The 20,807-nt window shown below is 72.8% G+C and carries 22 protein-coding genes; 9 read left to right on the top strand and 13 right to left on the bottom strand.

From position 1 onward, the window contains the following. Nucleotides 1–37: 37 nt before the first annotated feature. From CWOE_RS03135 to CWOE_RS03120, 4 genes are read right to left on the bottom strand one after another with little or no spacing between them, the layout of a single operon-like run. Nucleotides 38–739 (bottom strand): HAD family hydrolase, encoded by a 702-nt coding sequence (locus CWOE_RS03135; protein ID WP_012932115.1) that lies wholly within the window; start codon nt 737–739, stop codon nt 38–40. Further along, nucleotides 736–2,379 (bottom strand): Glu/Leu/Phe/Val dehydrogenase dimerization domain-containing protein, encoded by a 1,644-nt coding sequence (locus CWOE_RS03130; protein ID WP_012932114.1) that lies wholly within the window; start codon nt 2,377–2,379, stop codon nt 736–738. The genes CWOE_RS03135 and CWOE_RS03130 overlap by 4 nt, the downstream gene beginning before the upstream one ends. Further along, complete coding sequence (locus tag CWOE_RS03125; protein ID WP_012932113.1) at nt 2,376–3,149, bottom strand: SDR family NAD(P)-dependent oxidoreductase; 774 nt, start codon at nt 3,147–3,149, stop codon at nt 2,376–2,378. The genes CWOE_RS03130 and CWOE_RS03125 overlap by 4 nt, the downstream gene beginning before the upstream one ends. Before the next feature lie 2 nt (nt 3,150–3,151). After that, nucleotides 3,152–4,498, bottom strand: a complete 1,347-nt coding sequence (locus CWOE_RS03120; RefSeq protein WP_012932112.1) for an aspartate aminotransferase family protein — start codon at nt 4,496–4,498, stop codon at nt 3,152–3,154. A gap of 132 nt (nt 4,499–4,630) precedes the next feature. Here CWOE_RS03120 and CWOE_RS03115 point away from each other — a divergent pair, with 132 nt between their 5' ends. Genes CWOE_RS03115 through CWOE_RS03090 form a run of 6 tightly spaced genes read left to right on the top strand, consistent with a single transcriptional unit; the run spans nt 4,631 to nt 8,901 of the window. Then, entirely contained in the window at nt 4,631–5,293 is a 663-nt protein-coding gene (locus CWOE_RS03115; protein WP_012932111.1) for a cyclase family protein, read from the top strand. Next, nucleotides 5,290–6,216, top strand: a complete 927-nt coding sequence (locus CWOE_RS03110; RefSeq protein WP_012932110.1) for a sugar phosphate isomerase/epimerase family protein — start codon at nt 5,290–5,292, stop codon at nt 6,214–6,216. Before CWOE_RS03115 ends, CWOE_RS03110 begins: the two co-directional genes overlap by 4 nt. Further along, nucleotides 6,213–6,671: an RpiB/LacA/LacB family sugar-phosphate isomerase gene (locus CWOE_RS03105; RefSeq protein WP_012932109.1), complete on the top strand. Its 459-nt coding sequence runs from the start codon at nt 6,213–6,215 to the stop codon at nt 6,669–6,671. The genes CWOE_RS03110 and CWOE_RS03105 overlap by 4 nt, the downstream gene beginning before the upstream one ends. After that, nucleotides 6,652–7,662 (top strand): dihydroxyacetone kinase subunit DhaK, encoded by a 1,011-nt coding sequence (locus CWOE_RS03100; RefSeq protein ID WP_012932108.1) that lies wholly within the window; start codon nt 6,652–6,654, stop codon nt 7,660–7,662. The genes CWOE_RS03105 and CWOE_RS03100 overlap by 20 nt, the downstream gene beginning before the upstream one ends. Continuing rightward, nucleotides 7,659–8,327 (top strand): dihydroxyacetone kinase subunit DhaL, encoded by a 669-nt coding sequence (dhaL, locus tag CWOE_RS03095; protein WP_012932107.1) that lies wholly within the window; start codon nt 7,659–7,661, stop codon nt 8,325–8,327. The genes CWOE_RS03100 and dhaL overlap by 4 nt, the downstream gene beginning before the upstream one ends. Continuing rightward, complete coding sequence (locus tag CWOE_RS03090; RefSeq protein WP_012932106.1) at nt 8,311–8,901, top strand: response regulator transcription factor; 591 nt, start codon at nt 8,311–8,313, stop codon at nt 8,899–8,901. Before dhaL ends, CWOE_RS03090 begins: the two co-directional genes overlap by 17 nt. A 271-nt stretch (nt 8,902–9,172) precedes the next feature. Here the strand turns inward: CWOE_RS03090 and CWOE_RS03085 are convergent, their stop codons facing one another. The 7 genes from CWOE_RS03085 to CWOE_RS03055 form a co-directional block, all read right to left on the bottom strand. Next, the gene (locus tag CWOE_RS03085) at nt 9,173–10,090 is read right to left on the bottom strand and encodes a methylenetetrahydrofolate reductase (protein WP_012932105.1); all 918 of its coding nucleotides are present in this window, start codon (nt 10,088–10,090) and stop codon (nt 9,173–9,175) included. Between the two features lie 159 nt (nt 10,091–10,249). After that, nucleotides 10,250–10,984 (bottom strand): DUF899 domain-containing protein, encoded by a 735-nt coding sequence (locus tag CWOE_RS03080; protein ID WP_012932104.1) that lies wholly within the window; start codon nt 10,982–10,984, stop codon nt 10,250–10,252. Nucleotides 10,985–11,116: 132 nt separating this feature from the next. Next, entirely contained in the window at nt 11,117–11,767 is a 651-nt protein-coding gene (locus CWOE_RS03075; RefSeq protein WP_012932103.1) for a response regulator transcription factor, read from the bottom strand. Continuing rightward, nucleotides 11,764–13,170, bottom strand: coding sequence for a sensor histidine kinase (locus CWOE_RS03070; RefSeq protein ID WP_012932102.1), 1,407 nt, complete (start codon nt 13,168–13,170; stop codon nt 11,764–11,766). The genes CWOE_RS03075 and CWOE_RS03070 overlap by 4 nt, the downstream gene beginning before the upstream one ends. A 3-nt stretch (nt 13,171–13,173) precedes the next feature. Next, on the bottom strand, nt 13,174–13,917 hold the full coding sequence (locus CWOE_RS03065; protein WP_012932101.1) for an ABC transporter permease: 744 nt from the start codon (nt 13,915–13,917) through the stop codon (nt 13,174–13,176). Then, complete coding sequence (locus tag CWOE_RS03060) at nt 13,914–14,858, bottom strand: ABC transporter ATP-binding protein (protein WP_012932100.1); 945 nt, start codon at nt 14,856–14,858, stop codon at nt 13,914–13,916. Before CWOE_RS03060 ends, CWOE_RS03065 begins: the two co-directional genes overlap by 4 nt. Before the next feature lie 434 nt (nt 14,859–15,292). Then, the gene (locus CWOE_RS03055) at nt 15,293–15,787 is read right to left on the bottom strand and encodes a DUF7144 family membrane protein (protein WP_148260874.1); all 495 of its coding nucleotides are present in this window, start codon (nt 15,785–15,787) and stop codon (nt 15,293–15,295) included. A gap of 77 nt (nt 15,788–15,864) precedes the next feature. Here CWOE_RS03055 and CWOE_RS03050 point away from each other — a divergent pair, with 77 nt between their 5' ends. Genes CWOE_RS03050 through CWOE_RS03040 form a run of 3 tightly spaced genes read left to right on the top strand, consistent with a single transcriptional unit; the run spans nt 15,865 to nt 18,096 of the window. Further along, nucleotides 15,865–16,380 carry a DUF1269 domain-containing protein gene (locus CWOE_RS03050; protein WP_012932097.1) on the top strand — a complete coding sequence of 172 codons (516 nt, stop codon included), beginning with the start codon at nt 15,865–15,867 and terminating at the stop codon, nt 16,378–16,380. Then, nucleotides 16,377–16,784, top strand: coding sequence for a potassium channel family protein (locus CWOE_RS03045; protein ID WP_012932096.1), 408 nt, complete (start codon nt 16,377–16,379; stop codon nt 16,782–16,784). Before CWOE_RS03050 ends, CWOE_RS03045 begins: the two co-directional genes overlap by 4 nt. A gap of 4 nt (nt 16,785–16,788) precedes the next feature. After that, nucleotides 16,789–18,096, top strand: coding sequence for a cation:proton antiporter (locus tag CWOE_RS03040; RefSeq protein ID WP_012932095.1), 1,308 nt, complete (start codon nt 16,789–16,791; stop codon nt 18,094–18,096). Here CWOE_RS03040 and CWOE_RS03035 read toward each other — a convergent pair. Both CWOE_RS03035 and CWOE_RS03030 read right to left on the bottom strand, forming a co-directional pair. Continuing rightward, on the bottom strand, nt 18,057–18,365 hold the full coding sequence (locus CWOE_RS03035) for a hypothetical protein (protein ID WP_148260873.1): 309 nt from the start codon (nt 18,363–18,365) through the stop codon (nt 18,057–18,059). The genes CWOE_RS03040 and CWOE_RS03035 overlap by 40 nt on opposite strands. Nucleotides 18,366–18,443: 78 nt before the next feature. Next, nucleotides 18,444–20,777, bottom strand: coding sequence for a LuxR C-terminal-related transcriptional regulator (locus tag CWOE_RS03030; protein WP_148260872.1), 2,334 nt, complete (start codon nt 20,775–20,777; stop codon nt 18,444–18,446). Nucleotides 20,778–20,807 lie beyond the last annotated feature (30 nt).

Raw genomic sequence — 20,807 nt, 5'->3', positions numbered from 1 at the left:
TGGCCTTACCTGTCATACCAGTGGTGGCTGTGCCGCGTCAAGGTCGTTTCTCTGCCGACGTGGTGCGGCTCGGCCCCAGCGCGGCCAGCAGCGTTGTGAGCTCGTCCGGCGAGCGCGCGAGGTGTGCGGCGCCCGCCTGCCGCAGCTCGTCCGCCGTTCCCACCCCCCATGTGGCGCCGACGGTCGTGATGCCGTGGGCGCGGCCGGCGGCGATGTCGAAGTGCCGGTCGCCGACGAGCACGCACGACGTGGGATCGCCGCCAAGCTCGTCCAGGGCTCGTGCCACCGACGCCGAACGCCCCTCTGGGGACGCCTCCAGCCCGGGTCCCGCCACGAGGTCGATCGCCGACCCCAGCCCGAGCTGCTCGAGCACCGGGATCGCGAACTCCGTCGGCTTGCTCGTCACCACCACCAGGTGCCAGTCACGCGCGGCGCCCGTGAGCAGCCCTCGCACGCCGGGCTGGGGAACGGTGTCGGTGAGCGAGGCGACGCGATAGAAGCGCCGGTAGGTCGCCACGCACCGTGCCACCAGCTCGGCGTCGGCGCCGACGCCGAGGTGCGCCGCGAACGCCTCGGCGATCGGCGGCCCGATCCACGCCGGCGCGGCCAGGGCGGTCGCGTGCGCCGGCGCCTCGGCCCGCAGCGCCAGCTCGACGCAGCGCAGGATCACCTTGCGTGAGTCGACGAGCACGCCGTCGAGCCCGAGCAGCAGCCCGCCGCGCGCGGTCGTGACGGTCATCCGGCTCCGCGGGCGAGGTGCGCCGCCGCGGCTCGGTCGATCGCCAGTTGCAGTGACGCCTGACGCAGGTCCGCCAGGTCCGGCGCCCGCTCGATCACGCGGTCGCAGGCCTCGGCCAGCAGCGCGTCGCGCCGCCGAGCGAGCTCGCGGTCACCTTCGTGGAGCCGACGCCATTCGAAGTACGAGGCGATCACGCCGCCGGCGTTGGCGAGCAGGTCGGGGACGACGGTGACGTCGCGCGCCGCGAGGCGGCGCTCGCCCGCCGCGGTGACCGGTCCGTTGGCGGCCTCGACGATCAGCGACGCCTGCACCGCGTCGGCTGCATCGGCGTCGATGACGCCGCCGACCGCGGCCGGGACGAGGACGTCGCACGGCGCGGCGAGGACCGCGTCGCGCTCCATCGGGCGACCGGTCGGCGCGCCCGCGACCGTGCCGTCGCGCGCGACGGCCGCGCGCAACGCGTCGACCGCCAGCCCGCGCTCGTCATATCGCGCGCCGGCCGCGTCCGAGACCGCGACGACGCGGAAGCCGGGGTCGCCGTCCAGCGCCTCGGCGAGGTGCTGGCCGACGTTGCCGAACCCGGCGATCGCCACACGCAGCGGCCCGGCCTCGCGACCCCATCGCGCGCTCGCGAACCGTCGCAGGACGGCGGCGACGCCGTGCCCCGTCGCCGCCCGCCGGCCGGCCAGGCCGCCGAGCGCCACGGGCTTGCCGGTCACCGCGTTCGGCATGCTCCTGCCGGACAGCGCCTCCAATCGATCGACGGCCCACGCCATCTCGCGCTCGCCGCTGTTGACGTCGGGGGCGATGATGTCGCGCTCGGGCCCGAGGACCGGCGCGAGCAGCGTCACGTAGTCGCGGATGAGGCGCCGTCGGCCGCGCTCGTCCATCCGGGCCGGGTCGATTCGGATGCCGCCCTTGCCGCCGCCGAACGGGAGCCCGACAAGCGCGCACTTCCACGTCATGGTCATCGCCAGCGCCTTGACCTCCGCCAGCGTGGTCGACGGGTGCAGCCGCGTTCCGCCCTTGGCCGGCCCGACCGCGAGGTCGTGCTGGACGCGCCAGCCCGTGACGATCGCCGTCGTGCCGTCGGCCAGCTGCGCCGAGACGTGGACCTCGACGCAGCGGTCGGGCGCGAGCAGACGTTCGAGCACGGCGTGTTCGACCCCGGCCGCCGCTCCCGCGAGCCGGCCCCGCGCCACGGCATCCAGCCACGGGTCGGCAGGACCCGCCAGGCGCTCCTCGTCGAGGACGTGGGCCCGCATCTCGCGGACCGCCGCGTCGGGCTCACCCGAGGCGATCGCGCGGACGAGCGCTCGGTGCATGTCCGCCAGGCCGTCCAGCGTGCTGAGCGAGCGGCCGTCGTCGCTGAAGATCCGCTGCAGGCGGTCGCCCATCGCGCGGTAGTCCGCGGTCAGGAAGCGGTCGCCCGCCAGCTCGACCAGGTTGGTGTGGAACTCGAGCTCGGCCTCGGCGAGCGCGACGCGGTCGCGGAGGCGCGCGGCCTCGTCGATCCGGTCGATCGCGGGGCCGAGCGCGGTCAGCCCGCGCGCTTCGGTCGCCAGGCGCCGGACTGCCTCGGCCTCGACCGCCAGACGGATGCCGATGCCCGCCTCGCGGCCCTCGAAGGCCTCGGTCACAGGAGGTCCTTGATCAGACCGAACTCCGCATTGGTCGCGGTGATCCCGCAGTCGGCGACCACCGCAGCGCCGGTCATCGCGCTGCTCTCCGGCGAGCAGAGGAACAGCGCCACGGCCGCGATCTCCTCCGGCTCGGCGATCCGGCCCAAGGGGTAGAGCGACTCCATGTCGGCGCGCGCCTGGGCGGGGTCGTCGGCCAGGTCCCAGACCCGCGTCGTCAGCTCCGTGCGCACCGCGCCCGGGCACAGGCTGTTGACCCGGATGCCGCGGCGCCCGTAGGCCACCGCGGCCGCGCGCGTGAGGTTGACGACGCCGCCCTTGGTCGCCGAGTAGGCGGCGAGCAGCGCGTCGCCGGTGAAGCCGAGGATCGAGCCGAGGTTGAGGATCCGGCCGCCCTCGCCCAGCCGTGCCGCGCCGTGCTTGGTGCCGAGGAAGACGCCGCGGAGGTTGACGGCGACGATCGCGTCGAAGTCCTCGGCGGTGGTCTCCTCGAACGTGCGCTCGAACTGGATCGCGGCGTTGTTGACGACGACGTCGAGCCGGCCGGTCGCCTCGCGCGCCCGTTCCAGCGCGCCGACGACGTCGGCCTCCTCGGCCACCGAGCCCTCGACCAGGGTGAAGCGGCCGCCGGGGATGTCGCCGCTGCCGCCGGCGGCGACGTCGAGCCCGACGACCGTCGCACCCTCGGTGGCGAAGCGCGTCGCGATCGCCAGGCCGATGCCCGAGCCGCAGCCCGTCACGACCGCCGTCTGCCCGTCCAGGTGTCCCATCCTCAGCTCCTCGTTCCGTCGTTCTCGACCGTGCTCAGCGCGTCGTCCATCGCCGCGACGAGCCGCGCGACGTCAGCTTCCTGCATCGCGGTCGACAGGCAGCCCGTCCCGCGGGCCGAGAGGTAGACGCCGCGCACGAGCAGCTCGTGGTGCAGGCGCTGCCAGCCGGAGGCGTCCGCCGCGGCGAAGTCGCGGTAGGTCGCGACCGGGCGGTCGATCAGGCTGATGTTGAACATCGATCCCTGGCCCCCGACGTGCGCGGCGACGCCGTGCGCGGCGAAGACCCGCGTGAGCTCCTCCCGGAGCGCCCGGCCGCGCGCGTTGAGCCGCTCGACGTCGTCGCGCTGCCAGTCGGTCAGCGTTGCCAGACCCGCTGCGAGCGAGGCCGGGAACGCGTTGAACGTGCCGGTCTGGCGCACGGCGGGGTCGAAGCCGTCGAACACCTCCATCACGTCGCGCCGGCCACCGACGAGCGCCAGCGGCGTGCCGCCGCCGATCGTCTTGCCCATCGTCGTCAGGTCGGGCCCGAAGGCGAGGCGCTCCTGGGCGCCGCCGTAGCCGAGGCGGCAGCTCTGGATCTCGTCGAGGACCATGAGCGCCCCGGCCGCGGTCGTCAGCTGACGGATCTCCGCGAGGAACTCGTCGTGGGCCGCGATCAGCGCGGCGTTGCCGAGGAAGGGCTCGACGATCACCGCGGCCAGCTCGTCGCGGTGCGCGGCCATCGCAGCGCGCAGTGACGCGCTGTCGTTGTAGACGGCGACGACCGTGTCAACGGTCCCCAGGCCGCCCGTGGCGGGGATGCCGGGACCGAACGTCCCGGCCTCCATCGGCGCGGCGCCGATGCTGACCTGGACGTCGTCGACGCCGCCGTGGAAGCCGCCCTCGAACTTCAGGATGCGGCGACGACCCGTGAACGCGCGCGCCGCTCGCAGCGCGTACAGCACCGCCTCGGTGCCGGTCACGGCGAAGCGCACCCACTCGATCGACCCGACGCGGCGCGCGATCTCCTCGGCGAAGTCGAGCTCGAGCGCGGTCGGCGCGCCCGGCGCCGGCGACCGGGCGAACGCCTCGTCCATCGCCCGGCGCGACGGCTCGTGGCTGTGGCCGTGGATGAGCGAGGTGTAGTTGTTGACGAAGTCCAGGTAGCGGCGGCCGTCCAGGTCCTCGAGGTAGGCGCCGTCGCCGCGGCGCGCCACGAACGGGTGCGGCGCGAACACCAGCGTCTGGCGCGAGAGGCCGGTCGGCAGCCGCCGGCGCGCCGCGCCGAGCGCGAGCCGGGAGCGCTCGGTGGCCGAGCTGTAGGCGTCGGCGGCCGTGGTCGGTGCGGCGCCGGGCGTCGGGGTGGACAAGCGCGGTCCTTTTCGATCGTAGGGGGCTGAGCGGGTCTCCAGTCACTTGACAGCGACTGGCCTTACCTGTCATACCACTGCCCACATGATCTCACAAGCCTCACGACCCGAACGGCGGCGGCGCCGTCCCCCATGCGACTCGTCGACCTGACCCGGACGCTCCGGCACGGGATGCTCGCCTTCCCCGGCGAGCCGACCGTCGGGTTCGTCCCCTTCTCGAGCATCGAGCGCGACGACGTCGAGATGTGGCAGGTCTCGCTGTTCTCCCAGGTGGGGACCCATCTGGACGCGCCGTCGCACTTCCTGCGCGACGGGCGGACGATCGAGGCCGTCGACCTCGCGCGGTGCGTCGGCCCTGCGACCGTCGTGGACGCACGCGAGCTGCCGACGGGCGAGATCGACGGGGAGGTGCTCGCGCCGTACGCGGACGCCCTGGCGCGCACCGGCCGCGCGCTGATCCGGACGGACTGGGACGTCCGCGCGGCCGAACGCGAGTACTGGACCGACTTCCCCTCGATGACCGTCGGCGCCGCCGAGCGGCTCGTGGAGCTCGGCGTGGTGTTCCTGGGCCTGGACACGCCGTCGCCGCACCGCACCGAGTTCCGGCTCCTGCACGAGGCGCTGTTCGTCAACGAGATGGTCGTCGCGGAATGCCTGGTCCGCCTGGCCGAGCTCGAGCACGACGAGGTGTTCCTCATGGCCTTGCCCCTGCCGCTGGAGGGCCTCGACGGCTCACCGGCGCGGATCGTGGCGATCGACGAGCAGCCCGGCGGCTGGCCCGCGAGCGTCACATGAGCGCGAGAGCTTCGACCATCGCCGGCTCGACGCTGCCGCTGGCCGGCGCCGACGCCGCGGGCCAGCCGATGCACCTGGCCTCGGCCGGGGACTGGCGGACGCAGCTGCATCGCCTCCGACGCTGCGGGTTCACGGCGTGCGACCTCGTCGACGGCTGGCTGCGCGTCGACCTGCTCGATGATGCGCGGCTCTCGGAGCTGCGCGCGTCGCTGGCCGACGCCGACGTCGCGCTCGTCGGGATGTCGGTCATCCGCGCCAGCGTCATCGATCCCGACCACGGCGTGAAGAACCTGGAGCGCACGCGGCGCGCGCTGCACGCCGCCGCGGCGCTGGGCGCGCCGGTGGTCAGCGTCGGGTTCCACCGACCGCTCGCCGGCCCCCAGCTCGAGGCGCCGTTCTGGACCGTCCCGCACCCCCGGGACGACGCCGGCGACGCGACCTTCGCGACGGCCGCCGAGCGGCTCGCCAGTATCTGCGCGGAGGCGCGCACGCTCGGCATCGACGTCTCGCTGGAGCTGCACGAGTCGACGCTGCTGGACCGCTCGGACCGCGTGCTGCGGATCCTGCAGGACGTCGGCGCCACGAACCTCGGCGTCAACCTCGACATCGGCAACCTCGTGCGGGTGCCCTTCCCGCCCCCCGAGCCGTGGCGGGCGACGGTCGCCGCCCTGGCGGCGCACGTCAACTACTGGCACCTCAAGAACTACGTCCGCCTCGAGCACGCCGACGGCCTGGTGCTGACCGGGCCGACCGCGCTGGCCGACGGCGAGATCGACTACCGCCTCGCGCTGCGGGCCGTGCTCGACGCCGGCTACCGCGGGCCGCTGTGCGTCGAGCACTACGGCGGCGACGCGCTGACGGCCATGCGCCGCGGCGCGGACTACCTCGACCACCTCATCAACGAAATGGAGATCGCGGCATGACCACGATCGGCTTGGGCTCGGACTCGGCAGGCGTCGAGCTGCGGCGCCTCGTCGCCGACCATCTGCGGAGCCTCGGCCACGAGGTCCTGGACGTCGGCGTCGACGACGACTCGCGCAACTACCCGTCGATCGCCTTCGAGGTGGCCGAGAACGTCGCAGCCAGGCGCTACGACCGCGCGATCCTGATCTGCGGCACGGGCCTCGGGGTCGCGATCGCCGCCAACAAGATCCCCGGCGTGTATGCCGCGACGTGCCACGACACCTACTCGGCGAGACGGGCCCGCAAGTCCAACAACGCGCAGATCCTGACGATGGGCGCGCGCGTCATCGGGCCGATGCTCGCGCTGGAGATCGTCGACGCCTGGCTGGACAGCGAGTTCGACGGCGGCGGCTCGGTCCCGAAGGTGCAGGAGCTCTCCGACGGCGAGGAGCGGTATGCGCAAGCTCGTCAATGACCCCTTCGCCGTCGTCGACGAGATGCTCGACGGCATCGTCGCCGCCCACGGGAGCGAGATCGTGCGCACGCCGCGCGGGCGGGGCCTCGTGCTCGCGAAGCGCGATCCCGCGCGGCGCGTCGGGGTGATCGTCGGCGGCGGGTCGGGCCACGAGCCCGCGTTCTTCGGCGCGCTCGGTCCCGGGCTGGCGGACGGCGCGGCGGTCGGCAACGTGTTCGCCTCGCCGTCGGCCACGCCGGCGGTCGAGGTCGCCCGCGCGCTCGCGCCGCCGGACGGCGTGCTGTTCCTGTTCGGCAACTACGAGGGCGACATCATGAACTTCGGCATGGCTGCCGAGCTGCTGGCCGACGAAGGCATCGCGAGCGAGACCGTCCTGGTCACCGATGACGTCGTCTCCGCGCTGGATCACCCGTCGGAGCGCCGCGGCGTGGCGGGCGACGTGATCGTCTTCAAGGCCGCCGGCGCCCGAGCCGACGAGGGCGCCGGCCTCGCGGCCGTCGCGGCCGCCGCGCAGCACGCCAACGACCGGACCCGCACAGTCGGGGTCGGGCTCGGCCCGTGCACCGTGCCGGCCGCGGGCCGGCCCACGTTCGACCTCCCTGCGGGCGAGATGGACGTCGGGATGGGCGTCCACGGAGAGGCCGGCATCCGCCGCGGCCCGCTGGCCGGCGCCGACGTCGTCGCTGACGAGCTCCTGGACATCATGCTCGCCGACCGGGCGCCCGACGCGGGCGAGTCCGTGCTCGTGCTGGTCAACACGCTCGGCGCGACGCCGTTGATGGAGGGCTACATCGTCCTGCGCAGGATCGTCGAGCGGCTCGCATCCGCAGGCGTCCCGGTGCACCGGTCGCTGGTGGGCGAGTACGTGACGTCGCTGGAGATGATCGGGCTGTCGGTGACGCTCGTCCACCTCGACGACGAGCTGCGCCGGCTCATGGACGCGCCGGCGCGACCGCTCGCCGGGCCCGGGTTCGGGACGGAGTGGCGATGAGCGAGACGGCGAAGGTCGTAGCCCGGACGCTCACCGCCGTGACGCGGGAGATGGAGGAGCGCCAGGACGTCCTCGATCGTCTCGACGCCGTCGCGGCCGACGGTGACCACGGCGCCACGATGGTCCTCGGCTGGCGCGCGGTCGCGGCGGAGGTCGCCGAACCGGGCGACCGCACCGCAGCGCAGCTGCTGCGCGACGCGGGCGCGGCGTTCGCCGACGTCGGCGGCTCCATCGGTCCGTTGTGGGGCACCGCGCTGCTGCGCGCCGGCCGCGCGCTGGACGACCTCGGCGGCGACGCCCTGCGCGACCCGCGGGGGCTCGCCCGGGTCGTCAGCGCGGGCGTCGACGGCATGGCGCAGCGCGGCGGTGCCCGCGAGGGCGACAAGACGTTGATGGACGTGATGCTGCCCGCGGCGCGCGCGCTGGACCAGGCGGCCGCCGCGGGCGCCACGGTCGAGGATGCGCTCGGGGCGGCACTCGCGGCGGCGGCAGCCGGACTGGAGCACACCGCGCAGCTGAGCGCGCGACGCGGGCGAGCGCGCCGTCTGGCAGATCGCACGCTCGGCCACCAGGACGCCGGCGCCGCGTCGGCGTTCCTCATCTGGCGGCGCGCCGTGGTCGTCGTGTTCCCCCACGTGGAGGTCGCGGATGTCGTCGCTGGCTGATCGTCGGCTGACCGTGTTGGTCGTCGACCGGGAAGAGCTGGCGTTGTGGGGGTTCTCGCTCGTGCTGCAACGGCAGACCTGGGTGCGCCGGTGCGCCGTGGCCAACGATCTCGCCACCGCGCGGAAACGGGTCGCCGAGCTGCCCGTCGACGTCGTGGCGGTCGACGGGCGCTTCGGCGACGACGCCTTGTCCGCCCTGCAGGCCGACCTCCGGGCCATCTCGCCCTGCATCCGCGTCGTCCTGACGGTCGACGCGAGCGACAGGACGTTGCCGCCGCTGCCAACGATCGACCGGACCTGGCCCGTCGCCCGCCTCCTCACGGCACTCCGCGCAGCTGGCCTCGACGACACGGCGCCCATCCACCGACCCCCATCCCCAACCCGGCTGAGCGAGCGCGAGCGTCAAGTCCTCACGTTGGTCTCGGAAGGATCAACCAACGCGCAGATCGGCCGATCACTCTGCCTTTCCCCTCACACGATCAAGCAGCACACGTCGTCGGTCTACCGCAAGCTCCACGCTCGCAACCGCGCCGAAGCCGTTACGCGCGCGCGTGAGCTGGGGCTCCTGGTCTAGCCGTGACCGGCCTTCGGCCGCGCGGACGACTGGGCTCCTGCGTCGTTCGGGACCTCGAACGAGGACGAGCCACGCGGCAGCTGTCGACGGTCGCCTGAGCTGCGCGCCCCTACGACGCGACTACGCGTTGACGGACGTCGTCACACCGTCGCGGCCTAGATCGCGACAGAGAGGTGACGATGCGGCGATGTGATCTGCATGCCAACAAGGTGGCCGCGGCGGCGCGCCAACGCCCCGGGGCCTGGCGCCGAAGGTCATCCGGGGCAAATAGCTAGTGCAGGTGCGCTCGCAGTTGCTCGGCGAGGCGCACCGACGCTTCGATCTCGACCCGCCGAATCGACACGCTCTCGACGTTGATCCCGAACGGAACACCGAGCGTGCGGCAGTAGGCCATCAGCTCGGTGGCTGTGGTGAGCGCCTGCTCGTAGGAGGCTTCGAGCGGATCGGTGGCGTGGGCGAGGTCGTTCTCGATCCAGCGCGGGACGTCGACGCCCAGCCAGCGCAGGAACTCCAGGGTCTTCATCGACCCGCAGACCGAGAACGTGAAGACGAACGGCACGGGTGGCATGCCGCGCGCTCGGCACTCGTAGTGGTAGTCGGAGACGAGGTTCTTCGCGGCGTTGACGTCGTAGACGACCTGCGTCACGAAGAATCGGCAGCCCGCCTCCTGTTTGGCGAGCAGGCGCAGGTGCTCGTCCTCGCGCCGGGTGTGACGCTCGGGGATGGCGACTCCGCCGAGCGACACGGCCGGGTTGGTGTCGCGACGCAGGGCTTGGGCGTCGGCGAGTGACGTCCGACCGGCGGTGGCGCTCGATGGTGCGCCGACCAGCACGGTCATGACCCGTCTTGGGTCTTGGGCCGTCAGCCACGAACGAAGCTCAGCGGGCGCGTACTTGCTGACCGCGCGGTAGACGACGACCGGCGCCGGCCAGGCCGCCAGATGCTCGGCGAGGTAGTGGGCCGGGTCCAGCGTCGGCATGAACGGGAACGGGCGCTCGGCCGGGTTGCGCTCGGTCTCGTCGTCGATGTCGTAGAGGATCAGACCGTCCAGATCGAGCGGGAGAAGGCGGGCGATCGTCGTGTTGGCGATGTCCTGCACCTGCTCGCGCTCGGTCGCGAGACGCGGCGGGGTGAGGGCGAACACGAGGAACTCGCCCTGGCCGGCCTCGATGCGACGGATCAGATTCAAGCGTGACAGGGTATTCGGAAGTCCGGGCGCGCCGGCGACGCCGTTTCGCGAGGCGGCGCACGCGAGCGCTCGCGACGGCAACGAGCCCGCCGCTGCTCGCGAGCGCGATCAGCGGCAGGACCTCCTCGACCGGCACTGGGCCGATGTGCGCGAGCACGGTCACGCGTCGGCCGCGCCGTACTCGTCGTGGCGGCGGTGCCAGTGGATCGGCTCGTTGCGACCCTTCGGCGCGCGGTCGAGCCAGGGGTAGACGCCCCAGATCGCGTCCAGCCCACGCGAGTACGCCGAGTAGGTGTGGAACACCTGGCCGTTCTCGAGCGCGAACGCGCTCATGCCGGGCAGCTCGCCGTCCTCCTCGTCGACCAGCGGCGCGAAGTTGTACTCCTCCAGCGGCCGCTCGGCGGTCGAGGACACGTCGTAGTCGAAGTTGAAGTCGCTGTCATGGGAGGAGACCCAGCGAAACGACCAGCCCATCCGCTTGCGGTATCGCTCGATCTGCTCCAGCGGCGCACGGGACACCGCGACGAACGCGACGTCGTGGTTCTCGAGATGGACGTGTACCCCGTTGACGCCGTCGGCGATCGACGAGCAGCTCGGGCATGCCGCGGTCATCCTCGGGCCGAGCATCAGATGGTCGACGATGAGTTGCGAGCGCCCGCCGAACAGCTCGGCGAGCGTCTGGGGGCCGTCGAGCGTGTCGAAGACGTACTCCTGCTCGACAGGGACCCACGGCAGCTCCTGACGCTCGCGCGCGAGCTCGTCGCTCATGCGCGTCAGCTCCTTCTCGCGCCGCAGCAGCGCGATCCGCTCGACGCGCCACTGCTCACGTGTCGCGGTGCGATGCGCGCCCGTCGGAGCGTGTGGGTCCTCTCGAGGGCTCTGTTCCTGGGTCATGCGCCGACTCCTCCGGGATAGGTGTGTAACCGCATGGTTACAGATCATCCCCTATCAGTGCAACCCGACGGTTACTCCTCGGCGCCAGGTCGCCGCCCGGTGACGAGCGACCAACCTGTTCAGCACCTGCAGCTAGCGCCTCGCCCCGTCGCCCGGCCGCAGCAGGCCGCGGTCGTACGCCGCGGCGACGGCGGCTGCACGGTCGTTGACGCCGAGCTTGGCGTAGACGTGCAGCAGGTGGGTCTTGATCGTCGCCTCGCTGATGAAGAGGCGTCTCGCCGCCTCCCTGTTGGTCGCGCCCTGCGCGACGAGCGCGAGCACCTCCCGCTCGCGGTCGGTCACCGGCTCGCCGTCGGGGGCGCGCACGCGGCCCAGCAGGCGCGTCGCGACCGACGGGGCCAGCACCGCCTCGCCGCGCGCCGCGGCGCTGACCGCGCGCAGCAGCTCGTCGCGTGGCGCGTCCTTGAGCAGGTAGCCGGTCGCGCCCGCCTCGATCGCCGGCAGCACCTCGGCGTCGGTGTCGTACGTCGTCAGCACGAGCACGTGGACGTGCGGCGCGATCTCCGCGAGCTGGCGGATCGCGGTCACGCCGTCGGTCCCGGGCATCCGCAGGTCCATCAGCACGACGTCGGGCGAGAGCGCCTGCGCGCGCTCGACGGCCTCGGCGCCGTCGCCCGCCTCGCCGAGCACGTCGAAGCGCTCGTCGCCGTTGAACATGCCGCGCAGCCCGTCGCGCACGACCGGGTGGTCGTCGACGATCAGCAGCGAGACGCGGGCGCTCATCGCGCGGGCCCGCCGATCGACCGGCGTGGCCGGGGCGCGTCGGCCGCGGCCGGTCGCCCGCCGACGAGCGCCGGAGCGGCTTCGTCCGCGCGCGCCGCCGTCACGACCGGCTCGACGTCGACCACGTCGACCACGTCGACCACGTCGACCGTCGGCGCGCTCGCCGAGATCGCCGTCCCTCCGCCGGGCTCGGACTCGATCTCCAGCCGCCCGCCGAGTCCCTCGACGCGCTGGCGCATCGCGACGAGCCCGACGCCGTCGCCGGCCGCGGCGCCGACCGCGAAGCCGACCCCGTCGTCGCGCACGTCCAGCGTCACCGCGTCCTCCATGTACGACAGCGTCACGCCGACGCGGCCGGCGCGCGCGTGCTTGGCGACGTTCGCCAGCGCTTCCTGCGCCGTGCGCAGCAGCGTCACCTCGACCTCGGTCGGCAGCGGGCGCGGGTGGCCGGTCGTCGTGACCTCCACGCCGACGCCCTGGATCGACGACCACCGCCTCGCGACCTCGGCCACCGCCTCGGGCAGGCGCGCGTTCTCGAGTGCCTCCGGCCGCACCGCCTGCACCGACCGCCGCGCCTCGGCGAGGCTCTCGCGCGCGAGCTGGGCCGCGGTGCGCAGATGGCGCCGCCAGCGCTCCGGCCGCTCGGCGGCCTGCTCGGCCGCCTGGATCTGGGCGACGATTCCCGTCAGCCCCTGCGCGAGCGTGTCGTGGATCTCACGTGCCATCCGCTGGCGCTCCTCGACCACGCCGGCGTCGCGCGCCTGCTCGACCAGCTGCGCCTGCAGCGCCGCGTTCTCGGCCAGCGTCGCCTCCAGCCGCCGGTTCGTCTCCGCCAGCTCCCTGAGCGCCTCCCGCCGCTGGTCGCGCCGCGCGTAGGTCAGCACGCTGAAGAACATGATCGTGCCGGCGATCAGGAAGTTCGCGAGCATCAGCCCGATCCAGCCGGCGACGGGCACGCCGTCTGCCAGCGGGAAGCCGCCGATCTGCGCGGTGCCAGCGACCGCAGCCGTCGCCGCGACGCCGAGCACCTTCCAGCGATCCGGCAGCGCGTGGATGAAGCCGTACCCGGCGAACGCGAAGAACCCGAACAGCGGGCTGACGAGCACGAGCGCCGCCATCAGCGCCGCCAGCCCCGCGTAGAACACGGCACCCGCCGGCTGCCGCGCCGGCCGGTTCGCCGGCGTGCGAAGCAGCGTCAACCAGACGACGGCCACCGCGACGAGCGCGAGCATCCAGCCGAGGCCGGCCCTCGCCGCGTCCGGGAACACGAGCGTCAGCAGCGCCCCGATCGCCAGCCCGCCGTAGGGCAGCACGTCCAACAGCCGCTCCTCGCGGTGCTCCCAGACGTCGAGCGCGGTCTCCGGCGGGTCCGGCGAGCCGGGCGTCGGCGGCGAGGCGCTCACGCGTCACTCCCACCGGAACGTGCGCGCCGCGACGAACGCGCTGCCGAGCGCCCAGACGACCATGACGAGCAGCAGCAGCGGGTCCAGCGCGTCGCCGATCCAGGCGTCCTGGAGCGTCTCCCGGAATGCGCTGAGCGGAGTGAGATCACCGACGGTGGCGAGGATAGCCGGCATGTCGTCCTTTGGCAGCCACAGTCCGGCGAGGAACAGCGACGGGAAGTAGATCAGCGGCCCGATCGCCTGCAGCCGTCTCGTGCGCGGCACGAGCGCCGCGAGCATCAGCCCGACGCCGAACAGCGATGCGGCGCCGAGCACGAGCGCGAGCAGCAGGCCGACCGGGTTCGCGGGCAGCGCCATGTCGAGCGCGAGCGGACCGATCGCGAGCACGAGCACGCCGGCGACCGCCGCGACCGCGACGTTCACGACCAGCTGCGCGACGAGCAGCAGCGACGGCCTCACCGGCGTCGTCGCGAGCCGGCGCAGGATGCCGCGCTCGCGATAGCTGGCGAGGTTGAACGGCAGCGTGAAGAAGGCGAGCATGCCGAAGGAGAGCACGAACGCCCCCGACGGCAGGACCGTGTCGATCGCGCGGTCGCCGCCGAGGTCGGCGCTCGGCTCGCGGCTCTCGGCCGGCAGCCCGAAGACGAGCAGCAGCGCGACCGGCAGGCCGATCGCGAAGCCGACCGAGATCGGGTCGCGCAGCAGCAGCTTCCACTCGACCGCGGTGATGCGTGCGAGCGCGCTCACGCGATCGCCTCCGCCGGCCCGGCCGCCGCGGCGGGCGCGTCCTGCGCGCCCGTGAGGGCCACGAACGCGTCCTCCAGCGAGGACTGCTCCAGCCGCAGCTCCAGCGGCTCGATCCCCGCCTCGGCAAGTGCGGCGACGACCGCCAGCAGGAGCCCGTCGCCACCGCCGACGATCAGCTCTCCGCCGACCAAGCGGTCGACGGAGGTCACCGGCGCCAGCGCCGTCAGCAGCGCCCTGTCGACCGGACGCTCCGGGCGGAAGCGGATCCGCTGCTCGCGGTCGCCGCGCGCAGCGAGCCCGGCGGGCGTGTCGAGCGCGACGACACGGCCGGCGTCGATCAGCGCGACGCGGTCACAGAGCCGCTCGGCCTCCTCCATGAAGTGCGTCACGAGCACGATCGTCACGCCGCGATCGCGCACGCGGCCGATCAGCTCCCAGGTCGCGCGCCGCGCGGCCGGGTCCAAGCCGGTCGTCAGCTCGTCGAGGATCGCGACCTCCGGTCTGCCGACGAGCGCCAGCGCGATCGACAGCCGCTGCTGCTGACCGCCCGAGAGCGCGTCGAAGGCACGGTCGCGCACGTCGGCGAGGCCGAGCAGCGCGAGCAGCTCGTCGCCGTCGGCCGGCTCGCGGTAGAAGGACGCGTAGAGCTCGAGCGCCTCGCCGACGCGCAGCTTGTCCGGCAGCGCGTTTCTCTGCAGCTGCACGCCGAGGCGCTCGCGCAGCGCGACGTCGCCGTCCTGCGGGTCGTGTCCGAGCACTGCGATCCGCCCGCCGTCGCGCTGCGCGAGGCCGGCGACGCACTCGACCGAGGTGGTCTTGCCGGCGCCGTTGCGGCCGAGGATCCCGAAGATCTCCCCGCGCTCGACCGAGAAGGAGACGTCCTCGACGGCATGGACGTCGCCGTAGTACTTGCGCAGGTGCTCGACTTCGATGACTGGCATGCCGCCAGTCTGTCGGCGCGCCGTCGCCCGCACATCGCCCGCACGGCTGCGATCGCGCGCCGGCGAGGTGGATCCGCGCATCAACCGATCAGTGGACGCGGGGTGGCTGTCCCCATGGCCACGAGCGCATGACCACGAGCGAGCTGCTGTCGCACTGGATCAGCCGCCCTGCCGGTACCTCACGACCAGCTCGACGCGTCGAGCCTGGCGCCGACGCGGGCGGTGAGCAGCAGGCAGTTTGCCAGGCCACCCCCGGGAGGCGATGCGGACGCTCCCACCGCTCCCACCGCTCGCGCGACGACCGACTGAGCGTCAGGAACGGACGGCTCTGCCGCTGCGGCGCCGGAGCCCGAGCGCCACGCTCAAGCCGTGCTGCCATGGTGGCGGCGGCGCGACGTACAGCGTGTACACCGCCAGCATTCTCTCGACACGGCTCAGACCGCTGGTGCGCGCTCGTCGTCACCGAGGACGAGGAGGCCGTGCACGATGTAGATGCACAGCGCAAAGATCGCCAGCGACCACCAGGGGTAGGAGCCGCCGATCGACAGCAGCGCCCCGATCGCACCCAGGCTCCCGCCGATGATCCCGATGACCCGACCGTAGGTGTTGCCGGCGAACAGCGAGATCCCGCCGGTGAGCTGGATGGCGCCCAGGATGATCAGCACCCAGCCCAGCGTGCTGAGGTTGGTGAGGATGAAGCGCTGGTCGTTGACGAAGATGTTCGCGTCGTCCAACGCGCCGATCCCGTAGATGATGTTGAGCGCACCGACGATCGTGAGCATGATCGCCGCGAACATCGCTCGACCTGTACCTCGCATCTTGCCCCTCCTGTCGTGGTTCTCCACAACGTAGGAGCGCGCGCGGCCCGCCCGCATCACCCAGATCGGATGAACGTCGCGCCGAGCTGCCTGGAGGCGAGCGCGGATCACCCAGGATGGATGATGCCCCGGCCGCAGCGGCCGGCCATCGTGGTGCAAACGCTCTTCCCAGCGAGAAGGAGGCCACAATGGCCCGTAAACCGGTGTTCCTCTATGCCGCCGTCTACGGCGACATCGCGACGGCCGAGGCCGACTACGAGGCCGTCTTCGATCTGCACGCCGCCGGTGCGATCGGAACGTTCGACTCGGCGGTCGTCCGCAAGGACGAGAACGGCAAGGTCCGCGTCACCAAGACCGAGAAGCCGACCCAGCACGGCGCCTGGACCGGCGCCGGCGTCGGCGCGCTCGTCGGCCTCGTGTTCCCGCCCGCCGTACTCGGCAGCGCGATCGTCGGCGCCGGCGCCGGCGGCCTGGCCGGGCACTTCTCACGCGGGATCCCGCGTCACGACCTGAAGGAGCTCGGCGAGCAGCTCGAGAACGCGACCGCGGCCGTGATCGTGATCGGCGAGTCGAAACTCGGCGAGCAGTTCGAGCAGGCGGTCAGCCACGCTGACAAGCTGATCGAGAGAGAGGTCGACGCCGACGCCGACGAGCTCTCCCGCGAACTCGACGCCGCAGCAAGCGAAGGCGCCAGACAGCAGTGATCCCTCTGGTCCTCGCAGCTCGGCGACTGGCTCGTGCGCTCGCCGCGGTCTGGCGCGATCCGGAGACCAAGGCGCTGCCGGTCGTCGCGGGCGCCCTGGTGCTGACGGGGACGCTCTTCTACTGGCGCTTCGAGGACTGGACGATCGTGGAGGCGCTCTACTTCTCGGTCGTGACGCTGACGACCGTCGGCTTCGGCGACTTCACGCCGACGACCGCCGGGACCCAGCTCTTCACGATCGTCTACATCCTCACCGGGCTCGGCATCCTCGTCGCCCTGCTCTCGTCGGTCGCGCAGCAGTACCTGCGCCAGAGAGCTGAGAGTCGTCCAGCGGGCGAGCGCCTTCGCAGCCGTCGACGCCGCGCCGAGCTCAGCGAGGGCGAGGCACCGGACCAGCCGGGCTGACCGCGTGGATTGGGCGCTCGCCATCGTCGCGCTCGCGCTGCTCGGCGTCGCGGCGGTCTCGCGGCGGTTGTCGGGGACGCCGGTCACGCCGGCGATGGTCTTCGTCGCGGTCGGGTTGCTGGTCGGTCCGAAGGTGCTCGACGGGATCGACGTCGAGAGCTCGAGCGGGTCGGTGCGGACGCTGGCAGAGGCGACGCTTGCGCTGGTGCTGTTCTGCGACGCCTCGCGGATCGACCTCCGGATGCTGCGCCGCGAGGTCGGCGTGCCGCTGCGGTTGCTCGGGATCGGGCTGCCGTTGACGATCGCGCTCGGCGCCGTCGCCGCCGCCGTCCTGCTCGACCGGTTGACGATCGAGGAGGCCGTCATCCTGGCGATCGTGCTGGCGCCGACCGACGCCGCACTGGGGCAGGCGGTCGTGACCGAGCCGCGGATCCCGGCGAGGATTCGCCAAGGGCTCAACGTCGAGAGCGGGCTCAACGACGGCATCTGCGTCCCGCTGCTGTTCGCCGCCGTGGCGGTCGCTGACGTCCACTCCGAGATCGCCGAGGGCCGCGGCGCCGCGACGCTCCTGCTCGAGGAGATCGGCTACGGGGTGCTCGGCGGAGTGGTCGGCGGCCTCGTCGTCGCCGCGATCCTCATCCACGCCGGCCGCCGGCAGCTGATCGCCGACCAATGGATGCAGGTGATCCCGGCGGCCGGCGCGGCGCTGGCGTACGGGACCGCGAGCGCGCTCGACGGCTCCGGCTTCATCGCCGCGTTCGTGGCCGGCATGACCTTCCGGCTCGCGCTCAGACACGATCCCGGCCAAGTCAACGATCTCGGCGAGCAGGTCGGCGACGTGCTCAACGGCGTCACCTTCGTGCTGTTCGGCGCGATACTGCTCGGGCCCTCGCTCGGCGAGCTGAGCTGGCAGCTCGTGCTCTACGCCGTGCTCAGCCTCACGCTCGTGCGGATGCTGCCGGTCGCGATCGCGATGGCGGGCTCACGCGCGCGGCTGCCGACGCTCGGCTTCCTCGGCTGGTTCGGCCCCCGCGGCCTCGCGTCGATCGTCTTCGCGGTGATCGTGGTCGAGGAGTCCGACCTGCCCCACGAGCACCTGATCGTCCTCGCCGTCTACCTGACCGTCGGCCTCTCCGTCCTTGCGCACGGGCTCACCGCGGCGCCGCTCGCCGATCGCTACGCCCGCTGGTACCACCGCCACCCGCCCGACCAGGCACCGCCGCTGGAGAGCGCCCCGACCGACGAGATCCGGACCCGCGGACCCTCCGCCGCTCACGCGTCGCGCCGCTCCAGCGCCGCGTCGACGTCGTAGCCGAGCGCGAGCGCGACCTTCGGCGCACACTGAACCACGCGGGAGGCACCGGTCACGGGCGCCACCGCTTCGAGGATCGCCACGACCTCCTCGCTCGTAGCCCCCGCCGCGAGCGCGACCGCGACCGCGTGCTGGAAGGAGGCCGTCGCCGCGTCGACCGCGACGGTCGCCGCGACCCGCGCGAGCGCAGCGGTCCGCTCGTCGATCACGGACGTCGCGAATGCGCTGCCGTCGGCAGCGATCGCCTTGACCAGCGCATCGTCATGCACAGCAAGCCGACGCAGATGCTGTCTGTAGTCGCCCATTGCCTCTGACGCACATCAGAGCCGATGTGCACGATCAGCGCGTCATCCATCCAGGGTGAAACTCGCCGCCGGCGGATAGATCGAGCGCTCCAGCAGCCCGACCTCGACAGCGCGCTCGACCGCTTCGCTGCGCGACGACGCGCCCAGCTTGCGATAGATCGAGATCGCCTCGGTCTTCGCCGTATTGCGCGAGATGAACAACCGGCCTGCGATCTCCGGGAACGTCAGATGGGTCGCGAGGTACGGCAGCAACCGGATCTCGGCTCCCGTCAGGCTCATCGCCCAGCTGCCGGCCGGCCCGGCCGTCGCGGCGACGTGGCCGCGCAGCTCCCGCATCTCGTCCACCAGCAGGGCCAGCTGAGGACGCAGCGCGAGGATCCGCTCGCTCTCCTCGAAGACCGTGCGCGCGGCGCCGGGATCGGCGAGCGCGAGGTGGGCGCGCGTCAGCTCCAGCCCGACCTGGACCGTCAACCACGGAATGCCCTCGTCGAGCAGCGGCCGCAACCGATGCGCACGGGCGAGCGCCGCACGCCCGTCCTCTCGGCGCCCCTCGTGGAGCGCGACGCGCGCCGCGACGACGTGAGCGATCGCACTCGTCGAGTAATCGCCCAAGCCTGTGTCCTCGACCAGCGCCACCGCCGCCCGCGCACGCTCCCCGGCCTCGGTCCAGGCTCCGCGCTTGAGCGCCAGCAGCGCCAGCTCCGCCTCCGCGACGAAGACCACGTCTGCCGACCCGAACGCGAGCCCCGTCTTCACCGCCGCCGAGAAGTCGTCCGTCGCGCGGCCCTCCGCGCCCGACAGCGCGTGCACGGCGCCGCGCACGACGAGCGCGGCCGGCCGCCACGCACTCTCAGGCGGCAACCGCTGCAGCGCGAGATCGCCGTCCACGAGCGCCTGCTCGACGCCGTCGCGCATCATGCACGCCCGCAGGTTCGCGACCCACGGCTCGATCGAGGCGCTGCCGTCCGAGAGCGGGATCGTCGACGTCGCCCTCTCGGCCATCGCCAGCCACCGCTCCGCCTCCGCGTGCCGGCCGGTGAGCATCCGCAGCCATGCGCCGTAGACCGCGAGCGCGGGGTACCGCGTCAGCTCCTCCTCGCCGAACCAGCCGATCCACTCCTCCAGCGTCTCCATGCGACCGTCGTAGTAGAGCGGCAGACCGAGCGCGTCGACCAGGACGGCGACGGCGTCGGTCTCGCCCGCAGCCTGGCCGTAGCGGACCGCCGCCTCCTGCTCGCCGTGCGCGATGCACCAGGCCATCGCGCGGCCGTTGAGCGTCCGCACCACCGCGGGCGGCTCGCTGCGCTCCAGCTCGTCGCGCAGCAGCTCGCCGAACAGGTGGTGGTAGCGATACCACTCGCCCCGCCGATCCAGCGGCACCACGAAGCAGTTCGTGCCCTCCAGGCCCTCCAGCATGCGCGCCGACCGCGCCGTCTCCAGCACCGAGTCGCACAGACTGCCGCACATGCGTTCGAGCACCGCGCTGCGCTGCAGGAAGCGCGCCTCCGCAGCCGGCAGCCGCGACAGCAGCTCCTGACGGAAGTAGTCGGAGACGAAGCGGTCGTCGCCGGCAAAGCCCGCGGCGCCGGCCGAGGCCGGCGCCCCCGCGCGCAGCGAGAGCGCTGCCAGGTACAGACCGGCGGGCCAGCCCTCGGTCCGCTCGACGAGCGCGGCGCTCGCGCCGGCGTCGAGCTCGACGCCGGCGGCCGCCAGCAGCAGCCGGGCCTCCTCCTGGCTCAGCCGCAGATCGTTCACGCCGATCTCGTCGAGACGCCCCTGAGCCCGCCAGCGGCCGAGCGGAAGCGCCGGCGCCTCCCGGCTCGCGACCGCGATCTGCGACCCCTCCGGCACGTAGTCCAGCAGCGCCGCGAGCACGTCCAGACAGGAGGTGCTCGCGACCTCATGCAGGTCGTCCAACACCAGCACCAGCGGACGCTCGACCGTCGCCAGCGCACTCCCGACCCGCGGAACACGACTGGTCAACGTCGGTCCGCCCGGACCCGACAGCGCGTCGAGCACCTGCCGCGACAGCGGCAGAATCCGGTGCAACGCCATCGCGACCGAGCGCAGGAACATCACCGCATCGTCGTCTCGCGCGTCGAGCGCGACCCACGCAAACGGACGCGGATCGGCCTGCGCCCAGCGCGCCAGGAGCGTCGTCTTCCCGTAGCCGGCTGGAGCGAGCACCGTCGCCAGCGGCGCACCCGAACTGCGGAGGCGCCCGACGATCTCGGCCTTGCCGACGGTGCCGGGCCGGGTCGCCGGCACGACGAACTTGGCCTCCTGGAGGCCGAAAGGAACATCCACGACGGCCGTCACACCGCCGATCCTATGAGCAACCGGTACAGCAGATGCCGTGACTGCGGCCGATCTCACGCTTTTCATCCAATCGGACCCGCTCGATGC

Origin of the sequence: Conexibacter woesei DSM 14684 (assembly GCF_000025265.1) — a bacterium.
GTDB classification, from domain to species: domain Bacteria; phylum Actinomycetota; class Thermoleophilia; order Solirubrobacterales; family Solirubrobacteraceae; genus Conexibacter; species Conexibacter woesei.
The sequence above is the reverse complement of the archived record's forward strand: the minus strand, read 5'-3'. Positions and strand labels throughout refer to the sequence as shown.